Origin of the sequence: Stenotrophomonas sp. AR029 (assembly GCF_047520695.2) — a bacterium.
Classification (GTDB): domain Bacteria; phylum Pseudomonadota; class Gammaproteobacteria; order Xanthomonadales; family Xanthomonadaceae; genus Stenotrophomonas; species Stenotrophomonas sepilia.
The window spans coordinates 40,998-58,248 of sequence record NZ_JAXBQQ020000005.1 but is presented as its reverse complement, the minus strand read 5'-3'; the positions used below and the strand labels follow the sequence as shown (position 1 = coordinate 58,248).

Genomic DNA, 17,251 nt, shown 5'->3' with positions numbered 1-17,251 from the left:
AATTTGAATTTGAATTTGAATTTGATCTTTCTTCTCCCGGCTACCCGGCGGGAGAAGAAGGCGCAGGCAATGCTTGAAGCGGATGGGCATGGGGGCAGCGCAGAACCGTTGGCGCCATGGATGGCGCCATCGAGCTTACATGGACGTATTTACAGCGTGTTCTGCGCTGCCCCCATGCCCATCCGCCCTCGGTACTGCCACCGCGTGCTTTGTCACCCGGTAGCCAGCAAAAAAAAGGACGGCGCGTCAGCGCCGTCCCTCGATAGCCCCCGCGCAGCGGGAAGCACCCTCCCTGGCAGCTGGGATCAGCCGGCGCGACCGCCGCCGCCGCCCTGGCCGCGGCCACGGCCGCCACCATTACCGCCACCGCCACGACGCTGGCCCTGACCGGCGCCTGCACCCGCACGCTGCTGGCCGTTGCCACCGCCCTCGCGACGGCCACCGCCGGCCTTCTTCGGGCCGGCATGCGCATGGCGCGGTGCATCACCGTGCGGACGGCGTGCGTGGCTCTTGCGCGGTGCGCGCTCGCCGGTATCGTGCTCGGCCTTGCCCGGCGCACTGTTGCCCCAGCGGATCGGAACCTGCAGTTCGAAGCCCGGCACATCGCGGATGTCCATGTCGCGGCCCAGCAGGCGCACGATCGCGCGCAGCAGCTTCACTTCATCCTGCGCCACCAGCGAAATCGCCTGGCCGGTCGCGCCGTTGCGGCCGGTACGACCGATGCGGTGCACGTAGTCCTCGGCCACCATCGGCAGGTCGAAGTTGATCACCTTCGGCAGCTCGTTGATGTCGATGCCGCGCGCAGCGATGTCGGTGGCCACCAGCACGGTCACGCGGCCGGCCTTGAAGTCGCCCAGCGCACGCAGGCGCTGGCCCTGGCTCTTGTTGCCATGGATCGCCGCGGTCTTGATGCCTGACTTTTCCAGGAACGTGGCCAGCTTGTCGCTGCCGTGCTTGGTGCGTGCGAACACCAGGGTCTGCTCGCGGCTGTCCTGCGCCAGCAGGTGCAGCAGCAGGTCGCGCTTGCGGCCGGCATCGACCGGATGCACGCGATGGGTGATGGTTTCGGCCACGGTGTTCTTCGGCGTCACCTGGATCTGTTCCGGGTTGCGCATGAACTCCAGCGCCAGCTGGCGGATGTTGTCCTCGAAGGTGGCCGAGAACAGCAGCGTCTGGCGGTTCTGCTTCGGCAGCTTGGCCAGGATGCGCTTGATCGACGGCAGGAAGCCCATGTCGAGCATGCGGTCGGCTTCGTCCAGCACCAGCAGTTCAATGCCGGACAGGTCGACACTGCGACGTTCCAGATGGTCGATCAGGCGGCCCGGGCAGGCCACCAGCAGGTCCACGCCACGGCGCAGGATGTCCAGCTGGTTGCCCATGCCGACACCGCCGTAGATGCAGGCGCTGGGAATGCGCAGGTACTTGCTGTAGCCGCGCAGGCTGTCATGCACCTGGGTGGCCAGTTCGCGGGTCGGGGCCAGGATCAGCGCACGCGGCTTGCGCGGGCCGGCACGCACCTCCTGCGAGGCGGTGCCCAGGTGCTGCAGCAACGGCAGGCCGAACGCAGCAGTCTTGCCGGTACCGGTCTGTGCGCCGGCCAGCAGGTCGCGACCGGCCAGCGCCAGCGGGATCGCCTGCTGCTGGATCGGGGTCGGGGTTTCGTAGCCCTGCTCGGCAAGCGCACGCAGCAGGAAGGGCGCCAGGCCCAGCGATTCAAAAGACATTGAGATTGCTCCAGGTACAAGAAACGCCTGTCCGAGCGGACAGACGGGGGCAGATCAAAGTGATCGGCTGACTCGGAGCGTTCCCGTGAACCGCGCTGCGAGAAGTTGGGTGCAGCCGGCACGAAGCGCAGGCTGGAATGCGTGACGAACGGCGTCGGAGTGGGGGCGGGCGAAGAGGGCGGACCCTGGTCGCCGGCGATCCCGGAGGGAAACGGACGGCCGCTGCAGACCTGCCTAGTCTAACCGATGGCTGAGACCTCGCGCAAAAAGCCCCGTTCAGGTAAGGGGGCTCTCTGCAGGGCTGCGCCCTGCACCCGCAGAGGCCAAAGCGACGTCAACGTCAAAAGCGGGTTTCCTGAGAGATGGCGGGGTGGGTCCGGTGGTGGGAGACGCCGTAAACCCGTCCATGGGGGCTTGGCCGCGGCATCCATGCCGCGGACACTCCCGCCACCGGACCCACCCCGCCTTCGACAGTTTCCCGCGATCTGTCGGAATGGCATGGGGTCAGATCCGTTTTCCGCAGGAAAACGGATCTGACCCCGGAATTTCATTCGAAATCTGACAGATTTCATCCACGCATAGCGTGGATCTATTGGCCACCGGTCTACTGTCGAAGGCGGGGTACTGTGGGTTTGCGGGGTGTGAGCGGCATGGATGCCGCGACCAAGCCCCCATGGATGGGTTTACCGCGTCCCCGCAAACCCACAGTGCCTCGCCATCCCACGGAATGCCCGCTGTTGCTGTTGCTTCGGCTGTTGCCCTGGCTTGAAGCAGGTGCAGGGCTGCAAGCCCTGCCGAAGCCCCCACTACGGTAGGGTGGGCCGATGCCGCGCTGCAGCTTGGCGCCGCCGCAGATTTGATTACACTTGAAACTTGTTTGCCCACGACTCCGGACACCCACCCATGAAGCTTGGTTCTTTGAAGGAAGGCGGCCGCGACGGCACCCTGATCGTCGTCTCGCGTGACCTGCGCCACGGCGTGCGCGCCACCGGCATCGCCGCCACCCTGCAGCAGGCCCTGGAGGACTGGAGCCACATCGCACCGCGCCTGAACGCCCTGTACGAATCGCTCAACGCTGGCGACGCCGATGGCGTGTTCGACCTCGATCCGCAGGCGCTGGCCGCACCGATGCCGCGTGCCTATGAGTTCGTCGATGGCAGCGCCTACCTGCCGCACGTCGAGCGCGTGCGCCGCGCCCGCGGTGCCGAGGTGCCGGAGAGCTTCTATACCGACCCGCTGATGTACCAGGCCACCAGCGCAGGCTTCTACGGCCCGCGCGATGCGGTCAAGGTGGTCAGCGAGGACTACGGCATCGACCTGGAAGCGGAGATCGTGGTGATCACCGACGACGTGCCGATGGCGGCCACCCCCGAACAGGCCGCCGGCCATATCCAGCTGGTCGGCCTGGTCAACGATGTCTCGCTGCGCAACCTGATCCCGGGCGAGCTGGCCAAGGGCTTCGGCTTCCTGCAGTCCAAGCCGCGTTCGGCGCTGTCGCCGGTGTTCGTCACCCCCGATGAGCTGGGTGCTGCGTGGCAGGACAGCAAGGTGCACCTGCCGCTGCTGACCCACATCAACGGCCAGTGGTTCGGTGCGCCGGAGGCGGGCGTGGACATGCAGTTCAACTTCGCCCAGCTGGTCGCGCATGCGGCCAAGACCCGCCCGCTGGGTGCCGGCACCATCGTCGGCTCGGGCACCATCGCCAATGAAGACACCAGCAAGGGTGCCTCGTGCTTCGCCGAGCAGCGCGTGGTCGAGACCCTGCGTGACGGCAAGCCGAGCACGCCGTTCATGTCCTTCGGCGACGTGGTCCGCATCGAGATGCTCGATGCTGCCGGCAACAGCATCTTCGGTGCGATCGAGCAGCGCATCGAACAGGCGGCCAAGCCCTGAGCATGGAGGCGGCGATGGAGATCCCGGTCGACGACGGCATCGTGCTGTACACCTACTGGCGATCCAGCGCCGCCTACCGCGTGCGCATCGGCCTGGAGCTGAAGGGCCTGGCCTGGGAGGCGCGGCCGGTGCATCTGGTGCGCGACGGTGGCGAGCAGCACCATGAGGCTTATCGCGCGCTCAATCCGCAGCAGCTGGTGCCGACCCTGCTGCATGATGGGCACACGCTGACCCAGTCGCTGGCGATCATCGAGTACCTGGAAGAGCGCTTCCCACAGGTGCCGCTGCTGCCGGCCGACGCTGCGGGCCGCGCACGGGTGCGGGCGCTGGCGCAGCTTGTGGCCTGCGATATCCATCCGATCAACAACCTGCGGGTGATGCAGCACCTGGAACGCGACCTGCAGCTGCCTGCCGACACCCGCACGCAGTGGACCCTGCACTGGATCGCCGAAGGCTTTGACGCGATGGAAGCGATGCTGGCCAACAGCCGCGACACCGGCACCTTCTGCCACGGCGACCGCCCTGGCCTGGCCGACATCTGCCTGTTGCCGCAGCTGTACAACGCCCACCGCTTCGGCCTGGACCTGGCACCGTACCCGACCCTGCGCCGCATCGAAGCGGCCTGCCAGGCACTGGATGCCTTCGACCGCGCCCGCCCGGAACACCAGCTCGACGCCGCCTGAAAAAAGGGGACGGAGGGGATTAAGTCGTATATGCACTTACGACTTAATCCCCTCCGTCCCCTTTCTGTTGCAATCGGGCCAGGTCATCGCGGAACAACCGGTAGGCCTCCTCGCGGCGGGCATCGTCGGTCTGTCGCAGCACCCATGCCGGGTGCACCGTGGCGTAGCCGCGCGTGCCGTCCTCGAGGGTGTGCCAGCGCCCGCGGTCACGCGAGAGGTCGAAATCATGGCCGAACACCGAGGCTGCCGCTGTCGCGCCGAGGCACACGATCACCTGGGGCCGCACGCGCGCGATCTCACCCATCAGCCAGGGCCGGCAGGCCTGGATGTGACGGCTCTCCGGCCGCTTGTGCAGCCGCACCTTGCCGCGCCGTTCATGGTGGAAGTGCTTCACCGCGTTGGTGAGGTACAGCGTGGCGCGATCGATCCCCAGTTCCGCCAATGCGCGGTCCAGCACCTGGCCGGCAGGTCCTGCAAATGGCTGCCCACGCAGATCTTCGGTGTCACCGGGTTGCTCTCCGACCAGCATCACCCCGGCCCCTGCCGGCCCCTGTCCGAATACGGTCTGCGTGGCCTGCTCCCACAACGGGCACTGGCGGCAGGCGCTGGCCTGCCCGCGCAGATTGTCCAGGCTGCTGGCTTCGGCTGCCGATGCCGGAGGGTTCGCTCGCAGCGGAATCCTGCGTTGCGGTGCCTGCGCGGGACGGTCATGCATTTCCTGCACGCGGTCGGCGGCGTCGCGTACCAGGCGAGGCAGCAATCGGGCTTCAGGCAGGTGGCGCCAGTACTTGGCCGGCATCTCCTGCATCATCATCCGCGTGTTGAGCCGGGCCGGATTGAAAATGCTGGCGTAATAGGTCTGCCACAGCGACTCGCGTGCATCCTCGGCCGGGGCATCCTCGCGTCGTGCACCGGGGCCGAAGGCAAGCGCCTGCCCATCCCAGGAGGCATTGCGCGAAGGCGTGAGGATGGCCCAGCGCATGCCGGTGAAGCGGCGCGCGAAGAACGGCGCGACCCGGTCGACGATGTGGTGCTGTGGCTCGAACCAGGCGATGAACGCATCAGGCTGGCCAGGCACTTCGCGGAAGCGCACGAATGCCTTCATCTTGTGCGTGTCGCGGCGGACCGCCTGGGCCATGGACATCGCCCTCAGTACGTCGGCATCGGCAGGGTTTGACAGCACCGAGCGTTCGCCATGGGCGATGCGCCACAGCAACCGGTACAGGAGGGCCATGCGTTGTCCGTCGCGATGGCACAGGCAGGTGTCCGCCAGCTCCAGGAAGTCGCGCGGTACCGTCGGTGCGCCAGCGTCGGCCTGTGCGGGCGCCGAGGTGACCGCTGGCGCGTCCAGCAGTGATGCGTCGCTGCCCTCGAGCCAGTCCAGCTGCTCCGGCGCGACGCCGCGCAGCAGGGCTTCGCGCGCACCGCTGCGCCAGGCCTCCAGCGACCATGGCGGATCCACCCGCAGCGACCAGCGCTGCGCGTCAGGCCGCGGACGGGGCATCGAACAGCGAACCCTGTCGCGGCGGCGGGGCCAGCTGCGCGCGCAGCGCCGCCGGATCGTCCAGTGCTTTGCGCGGGTGATGGTCGGCCAGCAGCACGAACGGCAGCAGCTTGCTCATCGGTGCCTTCAGGCGTGCGATGTCGGCCACGCGCAGCCGCCCGTGACGGCGCGCCATCAGCACGCGCTTGACGTTGCGCACGCCAAGGCCGGGCACGCGCAGCAGCATCTCCTTCGGTGCCCGGTTCAGATCGACCGGAAAGCGCTCGGGATGGCGGATTGCCCAGGCCATCTTCGGGTCGATATCCAGGTCGAGCATGCCGTCCTGGGTGGTATCGGTAATCTCATCCACGCCGTACCCGTAGAAGCGCAGCAACCAGTCAGCCTGGTAAAGGCGATGTTCGCGCTGCAGCGGTGGCGGCTGCAGTGGCAGCTGCCGGCTGGCGTCCGGAATCGGGCTGAACGCGGAGTAGTAGACCCGGCGCATGCGGTAGTTGCCGTACAGGCTGTCGGCGCTGGCCAGGATCTGCTGGTCGTTTGCCCCGTCCGCGCCGACGATCATCTGGGTGCTCTGCCCGGCCGGTGCGAAACGGGGAGGGCGCGGGGGAGTGCTGCGGCTGGCCGTCGGTGCCACCGCTGCGGGGGCCTTGCGAGCTTCCTTGGCTTCCTCGATGCGCCAGCGCAGTTCCCCCATCGCGCCACGGATGGAATGAACCGTCTTCTCCGGCGCCAAGGCGCTCAGGCCGGCTTCGGTCGGCAGTTCCACGTTGATGGACAGGCGGTCGGCATAGCGCCCGGCACTGGCCAGCAGTTCCGGCGAGGCCTCGGGAATGGTCTTGAGGTGGATGTAGCCGGCGTAGCGGTGTTCTTCGCGCAGCTGCCGGGCCACTTCCACCATCTGTTCCATGGTGTAGTCCGCATTGCGGATGATGCCGCTGGACAGGAACAGGCCCTCGATGTAGTTGCGCTTGTAGAAGTCCAGGGTGAGCGTGACCACCTCGTCCACGCTGAAACGCGCGCGGGCCACGTTGCTGGAGACCCGGTTCACGCAATAGGCGCAGTCGTAAATGCAAAAGTTGGTCAGCAGGATCTTCAGCAACGAAACGCAGCGGCCATCGGGCGTGTAGCTGTGGCAGATGCCCATGCCCTCGGTGCTGCCGATACCGCCACTGGCGCGCGAATCGCGCTTGCCCGAGCCGCTGGAGGCGCAGGAGGCATCGTACTTGGCGGCATCGGCCAGAATGGCCAGCTTGCGGATGGTTTCCATTGAGGAAACCTACGGATGAGCGGTCTCATTGGATGAGACCGCCCCTGAACTCTTCAGAAAAAGGGGATCGAGGGGATCAAGTCGCCAGTGCACAAACGACTTGATCCCCTCCGTCCCCTTTTTCGTGGGATCAGAAGCCGTGGGTGATGCTGGGTGCGCCTGCCGAGAAATCGGCGTACGGGTCGTGCTCGCCGCTACTGCCTTCGGACAGGCGGAACTTCAGGGCCAGGCCATCGCGCGAATCGGCCGCGCGCAGCGCTTCCTCCTGCTCGATGGTGCCGGCCTTGGCCAGCCGGAACAGGCACTGGTCGAAGCTCTCCATGCCTTCTTCCAGCGAGGCTTCCATCGCCGCCTTGATCTCGTGCACCTGGCCGCGGCGCAGCAGGTCGCGGATCATCGGCGTGTTGATCAGTACCTCGGTGGCCGGCAGGCGACGGCCCTCCTTGTTCTTCACCAGGCGCTGGCTGATCACCGCACGCAGGTTCAGCGCCAGGTTCATCAGCACGTTCTTGTGCGCGCTTTCCGGGAAGAAGTTGAGGATGCGCTCGATGGTCTGGTCGGCGTTGTTGGAGTGCAGGGTGGCCAGGCACAGGTGGCCGGTCTCGGCGAAGGCGATCGCCGCCTCCATCGTTTCCGCATCCAGGATCTCGCCGATCAGGATCACGTCCGGCGCTTCACGCATCGCGTTCTTCAGCGCGTTGTGGAAGGCGTGGGTGTCCAGGCCGACCTCGCGCTGGTTGACGATCGACATCTTGTGCTTGTGCAGGTACTCGATCGGATCCTCGATGGTGAGGATGTGACCGGTGGTGGTGCTGTTGCGGTGGTCGATCATCGACGCCAGCGAGGTGGACTTGCCGGAACCGGTGGACCCCACCACCAGCACCAGCCCGCGCGGGGTCATGATGACGTCCTTCAGCACCTGCGGCAGGTTCAGCTCCTCGATGCTCGGAATCCGGCTGCGGATGGCGCGAATGACCATGCCGACCTCGCCCCGCTGCTTGAACACGTTGACGCGGAAGCGCCCGGCATCGGGCAGCGCGATGGCCATGTTGAGCTCCAGCTCGCGCTCGAACTGCGGCACCTGGCCCTCGTCCATCAGCGAGTAGGCGATCTTCTTGACCATGCCCGGCGGCAGGCCGGTGTTGCCCAGCGGATAGAGCTTCCCTTCGATCTTGATGTAGACCGGTGCCCCGGTGGTCAGAAACATGTCCGAAGCGTTCTTTTCGGTCATCAGCTTCAGGAAGTAGCCGATATCCATTGCGAATTTTCCCCAACGAAACGGCCGACGCCCGTTGCCAGCACGGTGTCGGCTTGACGACAATGGCCGTGAACCGACAACCGGTACGGCCTCCCCAATGAAACGACTTAGCTTCGCACGAATGCGCCATGGCCTGTATGTGATGGCGTTTGCATTCGCACTGTCTGCCCCCGCCTGGGCGCAGGACGCTGCCCTGGAACTGGCGCAGGCCCGGCAGGCGGTCGACAAGGCCACCCAGGCCGATGCCGACCAGTACGCCCCGGACCTGATCGGGCTGGCCCGGCAGGGGCTGGAGCAGGCCCAGCGCGCCGCCGGCGACCGCCGCGAGCGCAAGAACGCCCCGGCGATGGCCCTGCGCGCCGCCGCCGATGCCGACCTGGCCCGCGTCCGCAGTGAGGAAGCCACCGTCACCGCGCAGCTGCAGCTGCGCCGCAACGAGGTCAACCAGCTGCAACGCCAGCTGTCGACCGGGGAGGACCGCCGGTGAAGCCGATGACCGCCGCAACCCTGGCCGCGCTGCTGGCGCTGCCGACCCTGGCCACGGCCGCCGACAACCCGATGGTGGCGCAGCTGAGCCAGCGCCTGATGGCCATCCAGGCCAACCCCGATACCGCTGAGCTGGGCGCCTTCGAGCGCATGCAGGCGCAGCAGGCGATCGCCACCCTGGACAAGGCCAAGCGTCGCGACCAGGAGCTGGCCACGTACCTGGCCGAGCGCCGGGTGGAGATTGCCGAGACCGCCGTGCGCACCGCGCTGGCCGCGCGCGAGGTCGACCGCCTGGAGCGTACCCGCAGCGACCTGCTGATCGAGGCCAGCCGCCGCGATGCCGCCCGTGCCCGCCAGGAAGCCGAGCAGCTGCGCATGCAGGCGCAGATGCAGGCCGAGGAGGCCGAACGCCTGCGCCAGGCGGCCGAGGCCGAGACCCTGGCCCGTCAGGACGCCGAGAATGCCCTGACCAGCGTGGCCGGCAAGCAGCAGCAGCGTCTGAGCGCTGCCCAGCAGAACGCCGCCAGGCTGGCCCGGGAGGAAGCCGAGCTGGTGTCCGGGCAGAAGCTGCCCGGTTCGAAGTTCGACGCTCGCGGTGAGGTCTTCACCTTCGGTGGTGACGCGTTCGCCGCAGGCGCCTCCAGCCTGTCGGGGGGCGCCCGCAACCAGGCCAAGGCCCTGGCCGAGTACCTGAACATCGGCAAGAAGGGGCGCCTGCGCATCGAGGCCTACGACAGTGCCAACGGCGTGGGCCAGAAGCGTGCCGAAGCGCTGCGCGACGCCCTGGTCGCGGGTGGTGTCGCCAGCAACCGGATCCAGGTCAGCGGCAAGAAGGCTGCGTCCACCCGGGCGCGCTCGGCCGAGGTCATCATCGCGCCGTAATGCATTGATATTGTTTGTTTTTCGTTGCGATGAGCATTCAGCCTGAACCCCGCCCCGGCGGGGTTCGGTCTTTTTGACGCAGGGGTCTTGTACCCCGCCTTGAGCAGGCGTAGGGTCAATCGTCCGGGACGCAATGCCGCGGACCGGACGATGGGAGGGCCGGGCCGATGCAAGCAGGGCGCGAACCGCAGCAGATCGACGTGCGCAGGCCAGTGCCGCAGGTCGTTGCAGGCGTCCAGGTGGCCATCGGCCGGCACTCCTCCATGAACAACGCCCCGTGCCTTGCGGCCGGGGCGTTCGTGTATCTGTCGAAGGAGGTCCATCATGTTTGAAGATCAGCCCCAGAGCGAGATCGACGCACGTCGCGCGCGTGATCCGGAGTTCAGGGCACTCCATGACCAGCACCGCAAGTTGAACAAGAAGTGCATGGACGCGGAGCTGGGTGTACTCCCGATCGATGATGTCACCCTGGGTCGCATGAAGCGCGAGAAGCTGCTGGCCAAGCAACGACTTCTGCGAATGTACGAAACACCGCTCCCAACGACGTCCCCCACGCTTTGACGCACCCCGTCACGCCCGGAACGGCGTGACCCGGCCATCGATTGGCCCGGCCGGGCGCTCCTGCCCCGGCATCGCGGCACCGCCGATGAGGCGGCCGCGCCAAGGCACCACAGGCGGTGGTGCCTTGGCCTGCAGGCACAACTCACCGATGCGGGCGGTACCGGTCTCCTCGTCGACCCGGGGCCGTCCGCATCCCTCTACGGGGCGGCGGGCGGCATGCCCGGGCCGACCTGACATTCAGCGCCATCCGTCGGATAATCATCGGTCCGGCCCTGCGTGGCGCGAATCGAAAGTCCTCCGAATGCCCATCCATTCTTCCGTCCTCGAACTCATCGGCCAGACCCCGATCGTCAAGGCCCAGCGCCTGGACACCGGCGTCTGCGAGCTTTACCTGAAGCTCGAGAGCGCCAACCCGGGCGGTTCGATCAAGGATCGCATCGGCCTGTCGATGATCGAGGCAGCGGAGCAGCGGGGTGACCTGAAGCCGGGGGCGACCCTGGTCGAGGGTACCGCTGGCAATACCGGCCTGGGCCTGGCACTGGTGGCCCAGCAGAAGGGCTACAAGCTGATCCTGGTCGTTCCCGACAAGATGAGCCGCGAAAAGATCTTCAACCTGAAGGCGATGGGCGCCGAAGTGCGCCTGACCCGTTCGGATGTCGCCAAGGGCCACCCGGAGTACTACCAGGACCTGGCCAAGACCATCGCCGAGCAGACCCCGGGCGCCTACTTCATCAACCAGTTCGGCAACCCGGACAACCCGGCCGCGCATGAGTTCGGCACCGGCCCGGAGATCCTCGAGCAGATGGGCGGCGACCTCGGCGCCATCGTGTTCGGCTGCGGCAGCTCCGGCACCATGACCGGCCTGTCGCGTGCGTTCGCCAAGCTGTCGCCCAAGACCGAGCTGGTGCTGGCCGATCCGGTCGGCTCGATCCTGGCCGAGTACATCAACGACGGCGTGCTCAACGACAAGTCGGGCAGCTGGCTGGTGGAGGGCATCGGCGAGGACTTCCTGCCCTCGATCTCCGACTTCAGCCGCGTCAAGAAGGCCTATGCCATCAGCGACGCCGAGAGCTTCCACACCGCGCGCGAGCTGCTGGGCAAGGAAGGCATCCTCGGCGGTTCGTCCACCGGCACCCTGCTGGCCGCGGCACTGAAGTACTGCAAGGAGCAGACCACGCCGAAGAAGGTGCTGGTGCTGGTCTGCGATACCGGCAACAAGTACCTGTCGAAGATGTACAACGACTACTGGATGCTGGACAACGGCTTCCTGGAGCGCCCGCAGCACGGTGACCTGCGCGACCTGATCCTGCGTCCGTACGGCCAGCGCGACACGGTGGTGATCGGCCCGAACGACCTGTTGACCACCGCCTACCAGCGCATGAAGCTGTATGACGTGTCGCAGCTGCCGGTGATGGACGGTGAGCAGCTGGTCGGCATCGTCGATGAAAGCGACGTGCTGCTGCATGTCTATGGTGACGAAGCGCGCTTCCGCGACACCGTGGCCACCGCGATGGTCAGCAAGCTGGACCGGCTGGACGTGAAGTCGCCGATCGAGGCCCTGCTGCCGGTGTTCGACCGCGGGCAGGTGGCGATCGTGATGGACGGTGACGCCTTCCTCGGCCTGATCACCCGCATCGACCTGCTGAACTATCTGCGCCGTCGCGTGCAGTAAACCGCTGATCGCTGCCGTTCACCGCTGAATCCCGGTTTATCCGCGTCAAAGCTCGTTAAGGCCGCGCTGATAGACTCCCGCTCCTTCGACGGCGCCGCACGTCGGCGCCATTCAGGAAACGACATGTCCAACTCCTCTTCGCCCGACCGCGCACTGGCCCTGGCCACGCTGGCCATCCACGGCGGCCAGTCGCCCGACCCCAGCACCGGCGCGGTGATGCCGCCGATCTACGCCACCTCGACCTATGCGCAGTCCAGCCCGGGCGAGCATCAGGGCTTCGAGTACTCGCGTACCCACAACCCGACGCGCTTTGCCTATGAGCGCTGCGTGGCCTCGCTGGAAGGCGGTACCCGCGGCTTCGCCTTCGCCTCGGGCATGGCGGCCAGCTCGACCGTGATCGAGCTGCTGGACGCCGGCAGCCATGTGGTGGCGATGGATGACATCTACGGCGGCAGCTTCCGCCTGTTCGAGCGCGTGCGCCGCCGTACCGCCGGGCTGGACTTCAGCTTCGTCGACCTGACCGATCTGGCGGCCTTTGAAGCCTCGATCACGCCGAAGACGAAGATGGTCTGGATTGAAACCCCGACCAACCCGATGCTGAAGATCGTGGACATCGCCGCGGTGGCTGCCATCGCCAAGCGCCATGGCCTGATTGTGGTGGTGGACAACACCTTCGCCTCGCCGATGCTGCAGCGGCCGCTGCTGCTGGGCGCCGACCTGGTGCTGCATTCGGCCACCAAGTACCTCAATGGCCATTCGGACATGGTCGGCGGCATGGTGGTGGTCGGTGACGACGCGCCGCTGGCCGAGCAGATGGCGTTCCTGCAGAACTCCATCGGCGGTGTGCAGGGCCCGTTCGACAGCTTCCTGGCCCTGCGCGGCCTGAAGACCCTGCCGCTGCGCATGAAGGCGCATTGTGCCAATGCGATGGCGCTGGCCAAATGGCTGGAAACTCATCCCGAGCTGGACAAGGTGATCTATCCGGGCCTGCCGTCGCATCCGCAGCATGATCTCGCCCGCAAGCAGATGGCCGGCTACGGCGGCATTGTCTCGATCGTGCTCAAGGGTGGTTTCGAGGCCGCCAAGCGCTTCTGCGAGAAGACCGAGCTGTTCACCCTGGCCGAGTCGCTGGGCGGCGTGGAAAGCCTGGTCAACCATCCGGCGGTGATGACGCATGCCTCGATCCCGGTGACGCGTCGGGAGCAGCTGGGGATCAGTGATGCACTGGTGCGGCTGAGCGTGGGGGTGGAGGAACTGGGGGATCTGCAGGTGGATCTGGAGAGGGCGCTGGAGGCGGCCACCGTATGATGGGCAGGCGCATCGAATTGATGCTGAGCCTGACCGGCCGCGACATCAAGAAGAAATACAAGGATTCGCTGCTGGGTGCGCTATGGGGCGTGCTTGTGCCGCTGATCATGCTGGCCATCTATACGGTCATTTTTTCCACGATCTTCAGCGCGAAGTGGAAAGGCATCGAAACCCATACCAAGGTTGACTACGCTGTCCTGCTGTTCATCGGATTGATCGTCTACAACTTCTTCGCTGAGTCGCTTACGCGTGCGCCCACTGCGGTGCTCAGTAATCCGAATCTGGTGAAGAAGGTGGTGTTTCCGCTGGAGGTGTTGCCGCCGGTGGTGGTGCTGTCTTCCCTGTACAATGCTGGCGTGGCGACGGTGGCGTTGATGGCGTTCCTGCTGTTCAGCAGCTTCGGGCTGCATTGGCAGGTCGTGCTGCTGCCGCTGCTGATCGTGCCGTTGCTGGCCCTGACCATGGGCGTGACCTACCTGTTCGCCTCCCTGGGCGTGTTCTTCCGTGACGTGGATCAGATCGCTGGATTGCTTGCCCGAGTGCTGCAGTACCTCACTCCGGTGCTGTACCCATCGATCATCTTCCCGGAGGCAATCGGCAACTGGATGCGCCTCAGTCCGCTGGCGATCTATGTTGAGCAGACCCGTGCTTTGATCGTGACGGGGACGTTGCCCGATTGGGGTCACTACGGCTGGGCGGTGGGCTGGTCGATAGGCATCTACTTCTTTGGCTACTGGTGGTTCCAGCGGACCCGGAGGGCTTTCGCCGATGTCGTCTGACAACCTGGTTATCGACATCGAGAATGTCAGCAAGGTCTTCAATATTTTCGACAAGCCGTCGGATCGCCTGCTGCAGATGCTGCTGCCCCGGCTTGGCCGCGTGCTGCCCGGCAAAGGGGAATGGTCCTCTCGTCAGCGCGGGCGCGAATTCTGGGCGCTGCGCGACGTCAGTCTGAAGGTGAAGCGCGGTGACGCGGTGGGCATCATCGGGCGCAATGGTTCAGGCAAGTCGACCCTGCTGCAGATCATCGCCGGCACGCTGGCGCCCACCACCGGCTCGGCGCAGGTCAATGGGCGTATCGCCGCGCTGCTGGAACTGGGCAGCGGCTTCAATCCAGACTTCACTGGGCGTGAGAACGTCGTTCTCAATGGCATGATCCTGGGTCTGACCGAGCGCGAGGTGATGCAGCGCTTCGATGCCATCGCCGCCTTCGCCGACATCGGCACCTTCATCGACCAGCCGGTGCGGACCTACTCCAGCGGCATGATGCTGCGACTGGCGTTTGCAGTGCAGACCCAGGTGGAGCCCGACATCTTGATTGTCGATGAGGCCTTGGCGGTGGGTGATGCGCTGTTCCAGAAGCGCTGTTTCCAGCAGATGGAGGCGCTGCGTGCAAACGGCTGCACGCTGCTGCTGGTGTCGCACGATCAGGAATCGATCCGTACGCTCACGGACCATTCCATCCTGCTTCGTGACGGCACCGTACGCGTGGCCGGCCCGTCTTCGGAGGTCGTGCTGGAGTACCGTAAGCAGCTGCACGACGATGAGCGCGATTACTACGCCTCCATCAGTGCCCAGCACCTGCAGCACGCCAGGCAAACCATCGAGGCACAGTCGGACGCCGACCCGGTGGCCGAGCCTGCCGAGCACGGCGGTTCGCCTGTGCTGGGTGTGCGCAGTGACAAGCTGTCCTTCGGTGACTTCGACTGCGTGGTGGAACACGTACGGGTGCTGGACACCGACGGCAACGAATGTGCTTACTTCCTTCCGCGCGAACGCGTGATCATCGAGGTCACCGCGCGACCGACGCGGGACATGGACAAACTGAACGTCAACGTCCGCCTGCGCAACAAGGAAGGCGTGAAGCTCTATTCATGGGGAACCCTGAATCAGGATGTCAGCCAATGGACCGAGCAGGGCAGTGAGCAACCGGGTGTATGGGGGACCACGTTCCCCGCCGATGAGCCGTTCGTGGTGAGATTCGAATTCGACTGCGCTCTGGGTGTCAATTTCTACGAGGTGCAGGTTTCGGTTTCCGAGGAGCTCGAGCGTTTTGGCGGTGCCCAGCGCATGCTGCATTGGCGTGACGAGGCCGCCTTCTTCCAGGTGGGAATGCGGCAGAAGGAATACACCTTTGGTGGTGTCTGCGACCTGCGCATGCATGCCGCGATTGTTGACGTCGAATAAATCAGGAAAGCCCTGCAATGGATATGAACCCGACCGCTGCCCATTCCGCACTTTCTCCCGCCGCCGTACGCGTGGCGGTGGCTCGCCTTCTGACCTGGCTTCCTGCTGGGCCCGTTGCGGTGCTCGGGGACCCGGCGCCGGTGCTGTTGCGTGCGCTGCGCCAAGCTGGCGTGGCCATTCAAGGAGATGTCGCTGGACGCACGGCCACAGCCGCCATCGTCGTACTGGAACGGGCCGATGCCGCGCAGGCGGACGAGTGGCTGCAACCCCTGCTGGCCGGCGTTGCAGGGCCGGTGTGTATCGTCGTTGCGGGCGAAGCGGCGGCCACCGGCAACCGCGCTACGTGGGAGGCCGCTGCCATCAAAGCCGAGTGGCGCAAGCATCCGCTCAATGAGCGGGTCGCTCCGTACGGTGAGCTGGACCGGGTGACCGGCATGTTGATGATCGCCTTCGAGCGCGTCCCCGGGCAGGCCCTTGCGGTGTATCCACTAAAAGCGCTTGAGGAAGAGCGCGACCTGCATACCGACATGACCCGAGAGCCGGGCCGTCGTTCCGACGCGCACATGACGCGCTATGCCCAGGCCGCCCAATTCATCCAGGCGGGCGACCGGGTCATCGATGTCGCCTGCGGTCTAGGCTACGGTTCTTACCAGCTGGCTCACAATAGTCTTGCCGCTTCTTTCACGGGTCTGGATGCCAGCGAATATGCGGTGGACTATGCCAACCTCAATTTCGCTCCGGCGTCACCTACCGCGATGAACTTCATGGTTGGCGATGCGCAGGATCTTTCCGGGATGGCTGACGGGTCGGCCGATTTTGCCGTATCGGTGGAGACACTGGAGCACCTGCCTCAGCCGGATCTGCTGCTGGCCGAGCTGCATCGCGTGCTCTCTCCTTGGGGGCGTGTGTACGCCAGCGTGCCCAACGACTGGTCCGATGAAACCGGCGAAGATCCTAATCCATTCCATTTTCATGTGTACGATTGGCCGCGTCTAGTGGCGCAGTTCCAGCGCCATGGCTTTGTAATCGAAAAAGCGTGGTTGCAGGATGCCGGTGGCGGCCAGAAGCGCCACTTGTCGGCGCGCTCGATGCTCGAGATCGACCCGGTCTCGGGTCCAGCGTGCGACGGAGAATGGCTGCTGGTGCTGGCGCGCAAAGCCGACGCACCGCAGCGGGCCGAAGAGGATCCCCTGGCGCGCGTCCGTGCGCTTCTATCGGAAGGGCGCCGCAACGATGCCCAGGTACACCTGGAAGCGCAGTTCAGGGCCACCGAACCGTTGCTGCGTGCACGTGCGCATGCGCTAGCCGCCATCATCGCGGCCGGCGAGGGCGCAGTCGACGTCGCGAATACTCACTGGCAGTGCGTGCAGTCCAGTGCGCGCGAAGCGCTGTCCATGCTGTCCACCGAGCCCGAAGCCGCCGGCTTGCTGCATCTTGCGGGCCGCCAGCTGGCCGGGAGCGTCGATACGCGCCCTGGTGCGCTGCAGTTGCAGTTGCAGGCGTATGCCCCTGTCCTGGCTGCGGTTCTGGGCGGGGAGCCGGCATTGCTTTCCGATTTCGATGACCGTGCCGTGGTCTCTGGTCCAGTCGAAGGTGCCGAGCAGATCAATATGGGCGCGCGTGAGGTGCGACAGCTGATCGATGCCAAGGCGTGGCTGGACGCAAAGTTCCACGAGCACATGCAGCGTATTGTCGAACTGGAACGCCATACCACTGAGCTTGAAGCGGCCCGCCTGTGGCTCGACGGCCAATATCATGCGTTGACTGCGGAGGTGCAGCGCCTCAGCACGGTACCCACACCGCCCTCCGACAGCGCTGCGTGACATCGG

14 protein-coding genes are annotated in these 17,251 nt (G+C 65.8%); 10 read left to right on the top strand and 4 right to left on the bottom strand.

Annotated features, from left to right (window positions below):
* Window positions 1–305: 305 nt before the first annotated feature.
* Window positions 306–1,724, bottom strand: a complete 1,419-nt coding sequence (locus tag ACM0PB_RS15680; RefSeq protein ID WP_005415154.1) for a DEAD/DEAH box helicase — start codon at window positions 1,722–1,724, stop codon at window positions 306–308.
* Between the two features lie 903 nt (window positions 1,725–2,627).
* Between ACM0PB_RS15680 and ACM0PB_RS15675 the strand changes: the two genes are divergently transcribed.
* Both ACM0PB_RS15675 and maiA read left to right on the top strand, forming a co-directional pair.
* A complete protein-coding gene (locus tag ACM0PB_RS15675) occupies window positions 2,628–3,617 on the top strand; it encodes a fumarylacetoacetate hydrolase family protein (RefSeq protein WP_065179110.1) in 990 nt (329 codons plus the stop codon).
* Between the two features lie 14 nt (window positions 3,618–3,631).
* Complete coding sequence (gene maiA, locus ACM0PB_RS15670) at window positions 3,632–4,300, top strand: maleylacetoacetate isomerase (protein WP_164093326.1); 669 nt, start codon at window positions 3,632–3,634, stop codon at window positions 4,298–4,300.
* 43 nt (window positions 4,301–4,343) lie between these two features.
* Here maiA and ACM0PB_RS15665 read toward each other — a convergent pair whose 3' ends face one another.
* The 3 genes from ACM0PB_RS15665 to ACM0PB_RS15655 all read right to left on the bottom strand — a co-directional run bounded on the left by ACM0PB_RS15665 (window position 4,344) and on the right by ACM0PB_RS15655 (window position 8,326).
* Window positions 4,344–5,804: a UdgX family uracil-DNA binding protein gene (locus ACM0PB_RS15665; RefSeq protein WP_414604610.1), complete on the bottom strand. Its 1,461-nt coding sequence runs from the start codon at window positions 5,802–5,804 to the stop codon at window positions 4,344–4,346.
* Window positions 5,785–7,068: a putative DNA modification/repair radical SAM protein gene (locus ACM0PB_RS15660; RefSeq protein ID WP_414604609.1), complete on the bottom strand. Its 1,284-nt coding sequence runs from the start codon at window positions 7,066–7,068 to the stop codon at window positions 5,785–5,787. The genes ACM0PB_RS15665 and ACM0PB_RS15660 overlap by 20 nt, the downstream gene beginning before the upstream one ends.
* A gap of 130 nt (window positions 7,069–7,198) precedes the next feature.
* On the bottom strand, window positions 7,199–8,326 hold the full coding sequence (locus ACM0PB_RS15655) for a PilT/PilU family type 4a pilus ATPase (protein ID WP_049416904.1): 1,128 nt from the start codon (window positions 8,324–8,326) through the stop codon (window positions 7,199–7,201).
* A gap of 121 nt (window positions 8,327–8,447) precedes the next feature.
* On the opposite strand from ACM0PB_RS15655, the gene ACM0PB_RS15650 reads away from it, so the two are divergent.
* The 8 genes from ACM0PB_RS15650 (at window position 8,448) to ACM0PB_RS15615 (ending at window position 17,245) form a co-directional block, all read left to right on the top strand.
* Window positions 8,448–8,813: a DUF4398 domain-containing protein gene (locus ACM0PB_RS15650; protein ID WP_005415160.1), complete on the top strand. Its 366-nt coding sequence runs from the start codon at window positions 8,448–8,450 to the stop codon at window positions 8,811–8,813.
* On the top strand, window positions 8,810–9,694 hold the full coding sequence (locus ACM0PB_RS15645; protein ID WP_080375071.1) for an OmpA family protein: 885 nt from the start codon (window positions 8,810–8,812) through the stop codon (window positions 9,692–9,694). Before ACM0PB_RS15650 ends, ACM0PB_RS15645 begins: the two co-directional genes overlap by 4 nt.
* Window positions 9,695–10,018: 324 nt before the next feature.
* Entirely contained in the window at window positions 10,019–10,255 is a 237-nt protein-coding gene (locus ACM0PB_RS15640) for an HP1242/YdcH family protein (protein ID WP_005407964.1), read from the top strand.
* Between the two features lie 301 nt (window positions 10,256–10,556).
* The gene (locus tag ACM0PB_RS15635; protein ID WP_414604608.1) at window positions 10,557–11,927 is read left to right on the top strand and encodes a pyridoxal-phosphate dependent enzyme; all 1,371 of its coding nucleotides are present in this window, start codon (window positions 10,557–10,559) and stop codon (window positions 11,925–11,927) included.
* Window positions 11,928–12,050: 123 nt separating this feature from the next.
* Window positions 12,051–13,235 (top strand): cystathionine gamma-synthase, encoded by a 1,185-nt coding sequence (locus tag ACM0PB_RS15630; protein WP_414604607.1) that lies wholly within the window; start codon window positions 12,051–12,053, stop codon window positions 13,233–13,235.
* 20 nt (window positions 13,236–13,255) lie between these two features.
* On the top strand, window positions 13,256–14,014 hold the full coding sequence (locus ACM0PB_RS15625) for an ABC transporter permease (RefSeq protein ID WP_414604606.1): 759 nt from the start codon (window positions 13,256–13,258) through the stop codon (window positions 14,012–14,014).
* Window positions 14,004–15,422: an ABC transporter ATP-binding protein gene (locus tag ACM0PB_RS15620; RefSeq protein ID WP_414604605.1), complete on the top strand. Its 1,419-nt coding sequence runs from the start codon at window positions 14,004–14,006 to the stop codon at window positions 15,420–15,422. The genes ACM0PB_RS15625 and ACM0PB_RS15620 overlap by 11 nt, the downstream gene beginning before the upstream one ends.
* Before the next feature lie 17 nt (window positions 15,423–15,439).
* Entirely contained in the window at window positions 15,440–17,245 is a 1,806-nt protein-coding gene (locus tag ACM0PB_RS15615) for a class I SAM-dependent methyltransferase (RefSeq protein WP_414604604.1), read from the top strand.
* The last annotated feature ends 6 nt before the right edge of the window (window positions 17,246–17,251 follow it).

Excerpts from the sequence above, each read along its gene's own strand:
- ACM0PB_RS15680 (WP_005415154.1), bottom strand. The coding sequence starts at position 1,724 with ATGTCTTTTGAATCGCTGGGCCTGGCGCCCTTCCTGCTGCGTGCGCTT.
- ACM0PB_RS15675 (WP_065179110.1), top strand. The coding sequence starts at position 2,628 with ATGAAGCTTGGTTCTTTGAAGGAAGGCGGCCGCGACGGCACCCTGATC.
- maiA (WP_164093326.1), top strand. The coding sequence starts at position 3,632 with ATGGAGATCCCGGTCGACGACGGCATCGTGCTGTACACCTACTGGCGA.
- ACM0PB_RS15665 (WP_414604610.1), bottom strand. The coding sequence starts at position 5,804 with ATGCCCCGTCCGCGGCCTGACGCGCAGCGCTGGTCGCTGCGGGTGGAT.
- ACM0PB_RS15660 (WP_414604609.1), bottom strand. The coding sequence starts at position 7,068 with ATGGAAACCATCCGCAAGCTGGCCATTCTGGCCGATGCCGCCAAGTAC.
- ACM0PB_RS15655 (WP_049416904.1), bottom strand. The coding sequence starts at position 8,326 with ATGGATATCGGCTACTTCCTGAAGCTGATGACCGAAAAGAACGCTTCG.
- ACM0PB_RS15650 (WP_005415160.1), top strand. The coding sequence starts at position 8,448 with ATGCGCCATGGCCTGTATGTGATGGCGTTTGCATTCGCACTGTCTGCC.
- ACM0PB_RS15640 (WP_005407964.1), top strand. The coding sequence starts at position 10,019 with ATGTTTGAAGATCAGCCCCAGAGCGAGATCGACGCACGTCGCGCGCGT.
- ACM0PB_RS15635 (WP_414604608.1), top strand. The coding sequence starts at position 10,557 with ATGCCCATCCATTCTTCCGTCCTCGAACTCATCGGCCAGACCCCGATC.
- ACM0PB_RS15630 (WP_414604607.1), top strand. The coding sequence starts at position 12,051 with ATGTCCAACTCCTCTTCGCCCGACCGCGCACTGGCCCTGGCCACGCTG.
- ACM0PB_RS15625 (WP_414604606.1), top strand. The coding sequence starts at position 13,256 with ATGCTGAGCCTGACCGGCCGCGACATCAAGAAGAAATACAAGGATTCG.
- ACM0PB_RS15620 (WP_414604605.1), top strand. The coding sequence starts at position 14,004 with ATGTCGTCTGACAACCTGGTTATCGACATCGAGAATGTCAGCAAGGTC.
- ACM0PB_RS15615 (WP_414604604.1), top strand. The coding sequence starts at position 15,440 with ATGGATATGAACCCGACCGCTGCCCATTCCGCACTTTCTCCCGCCGCC.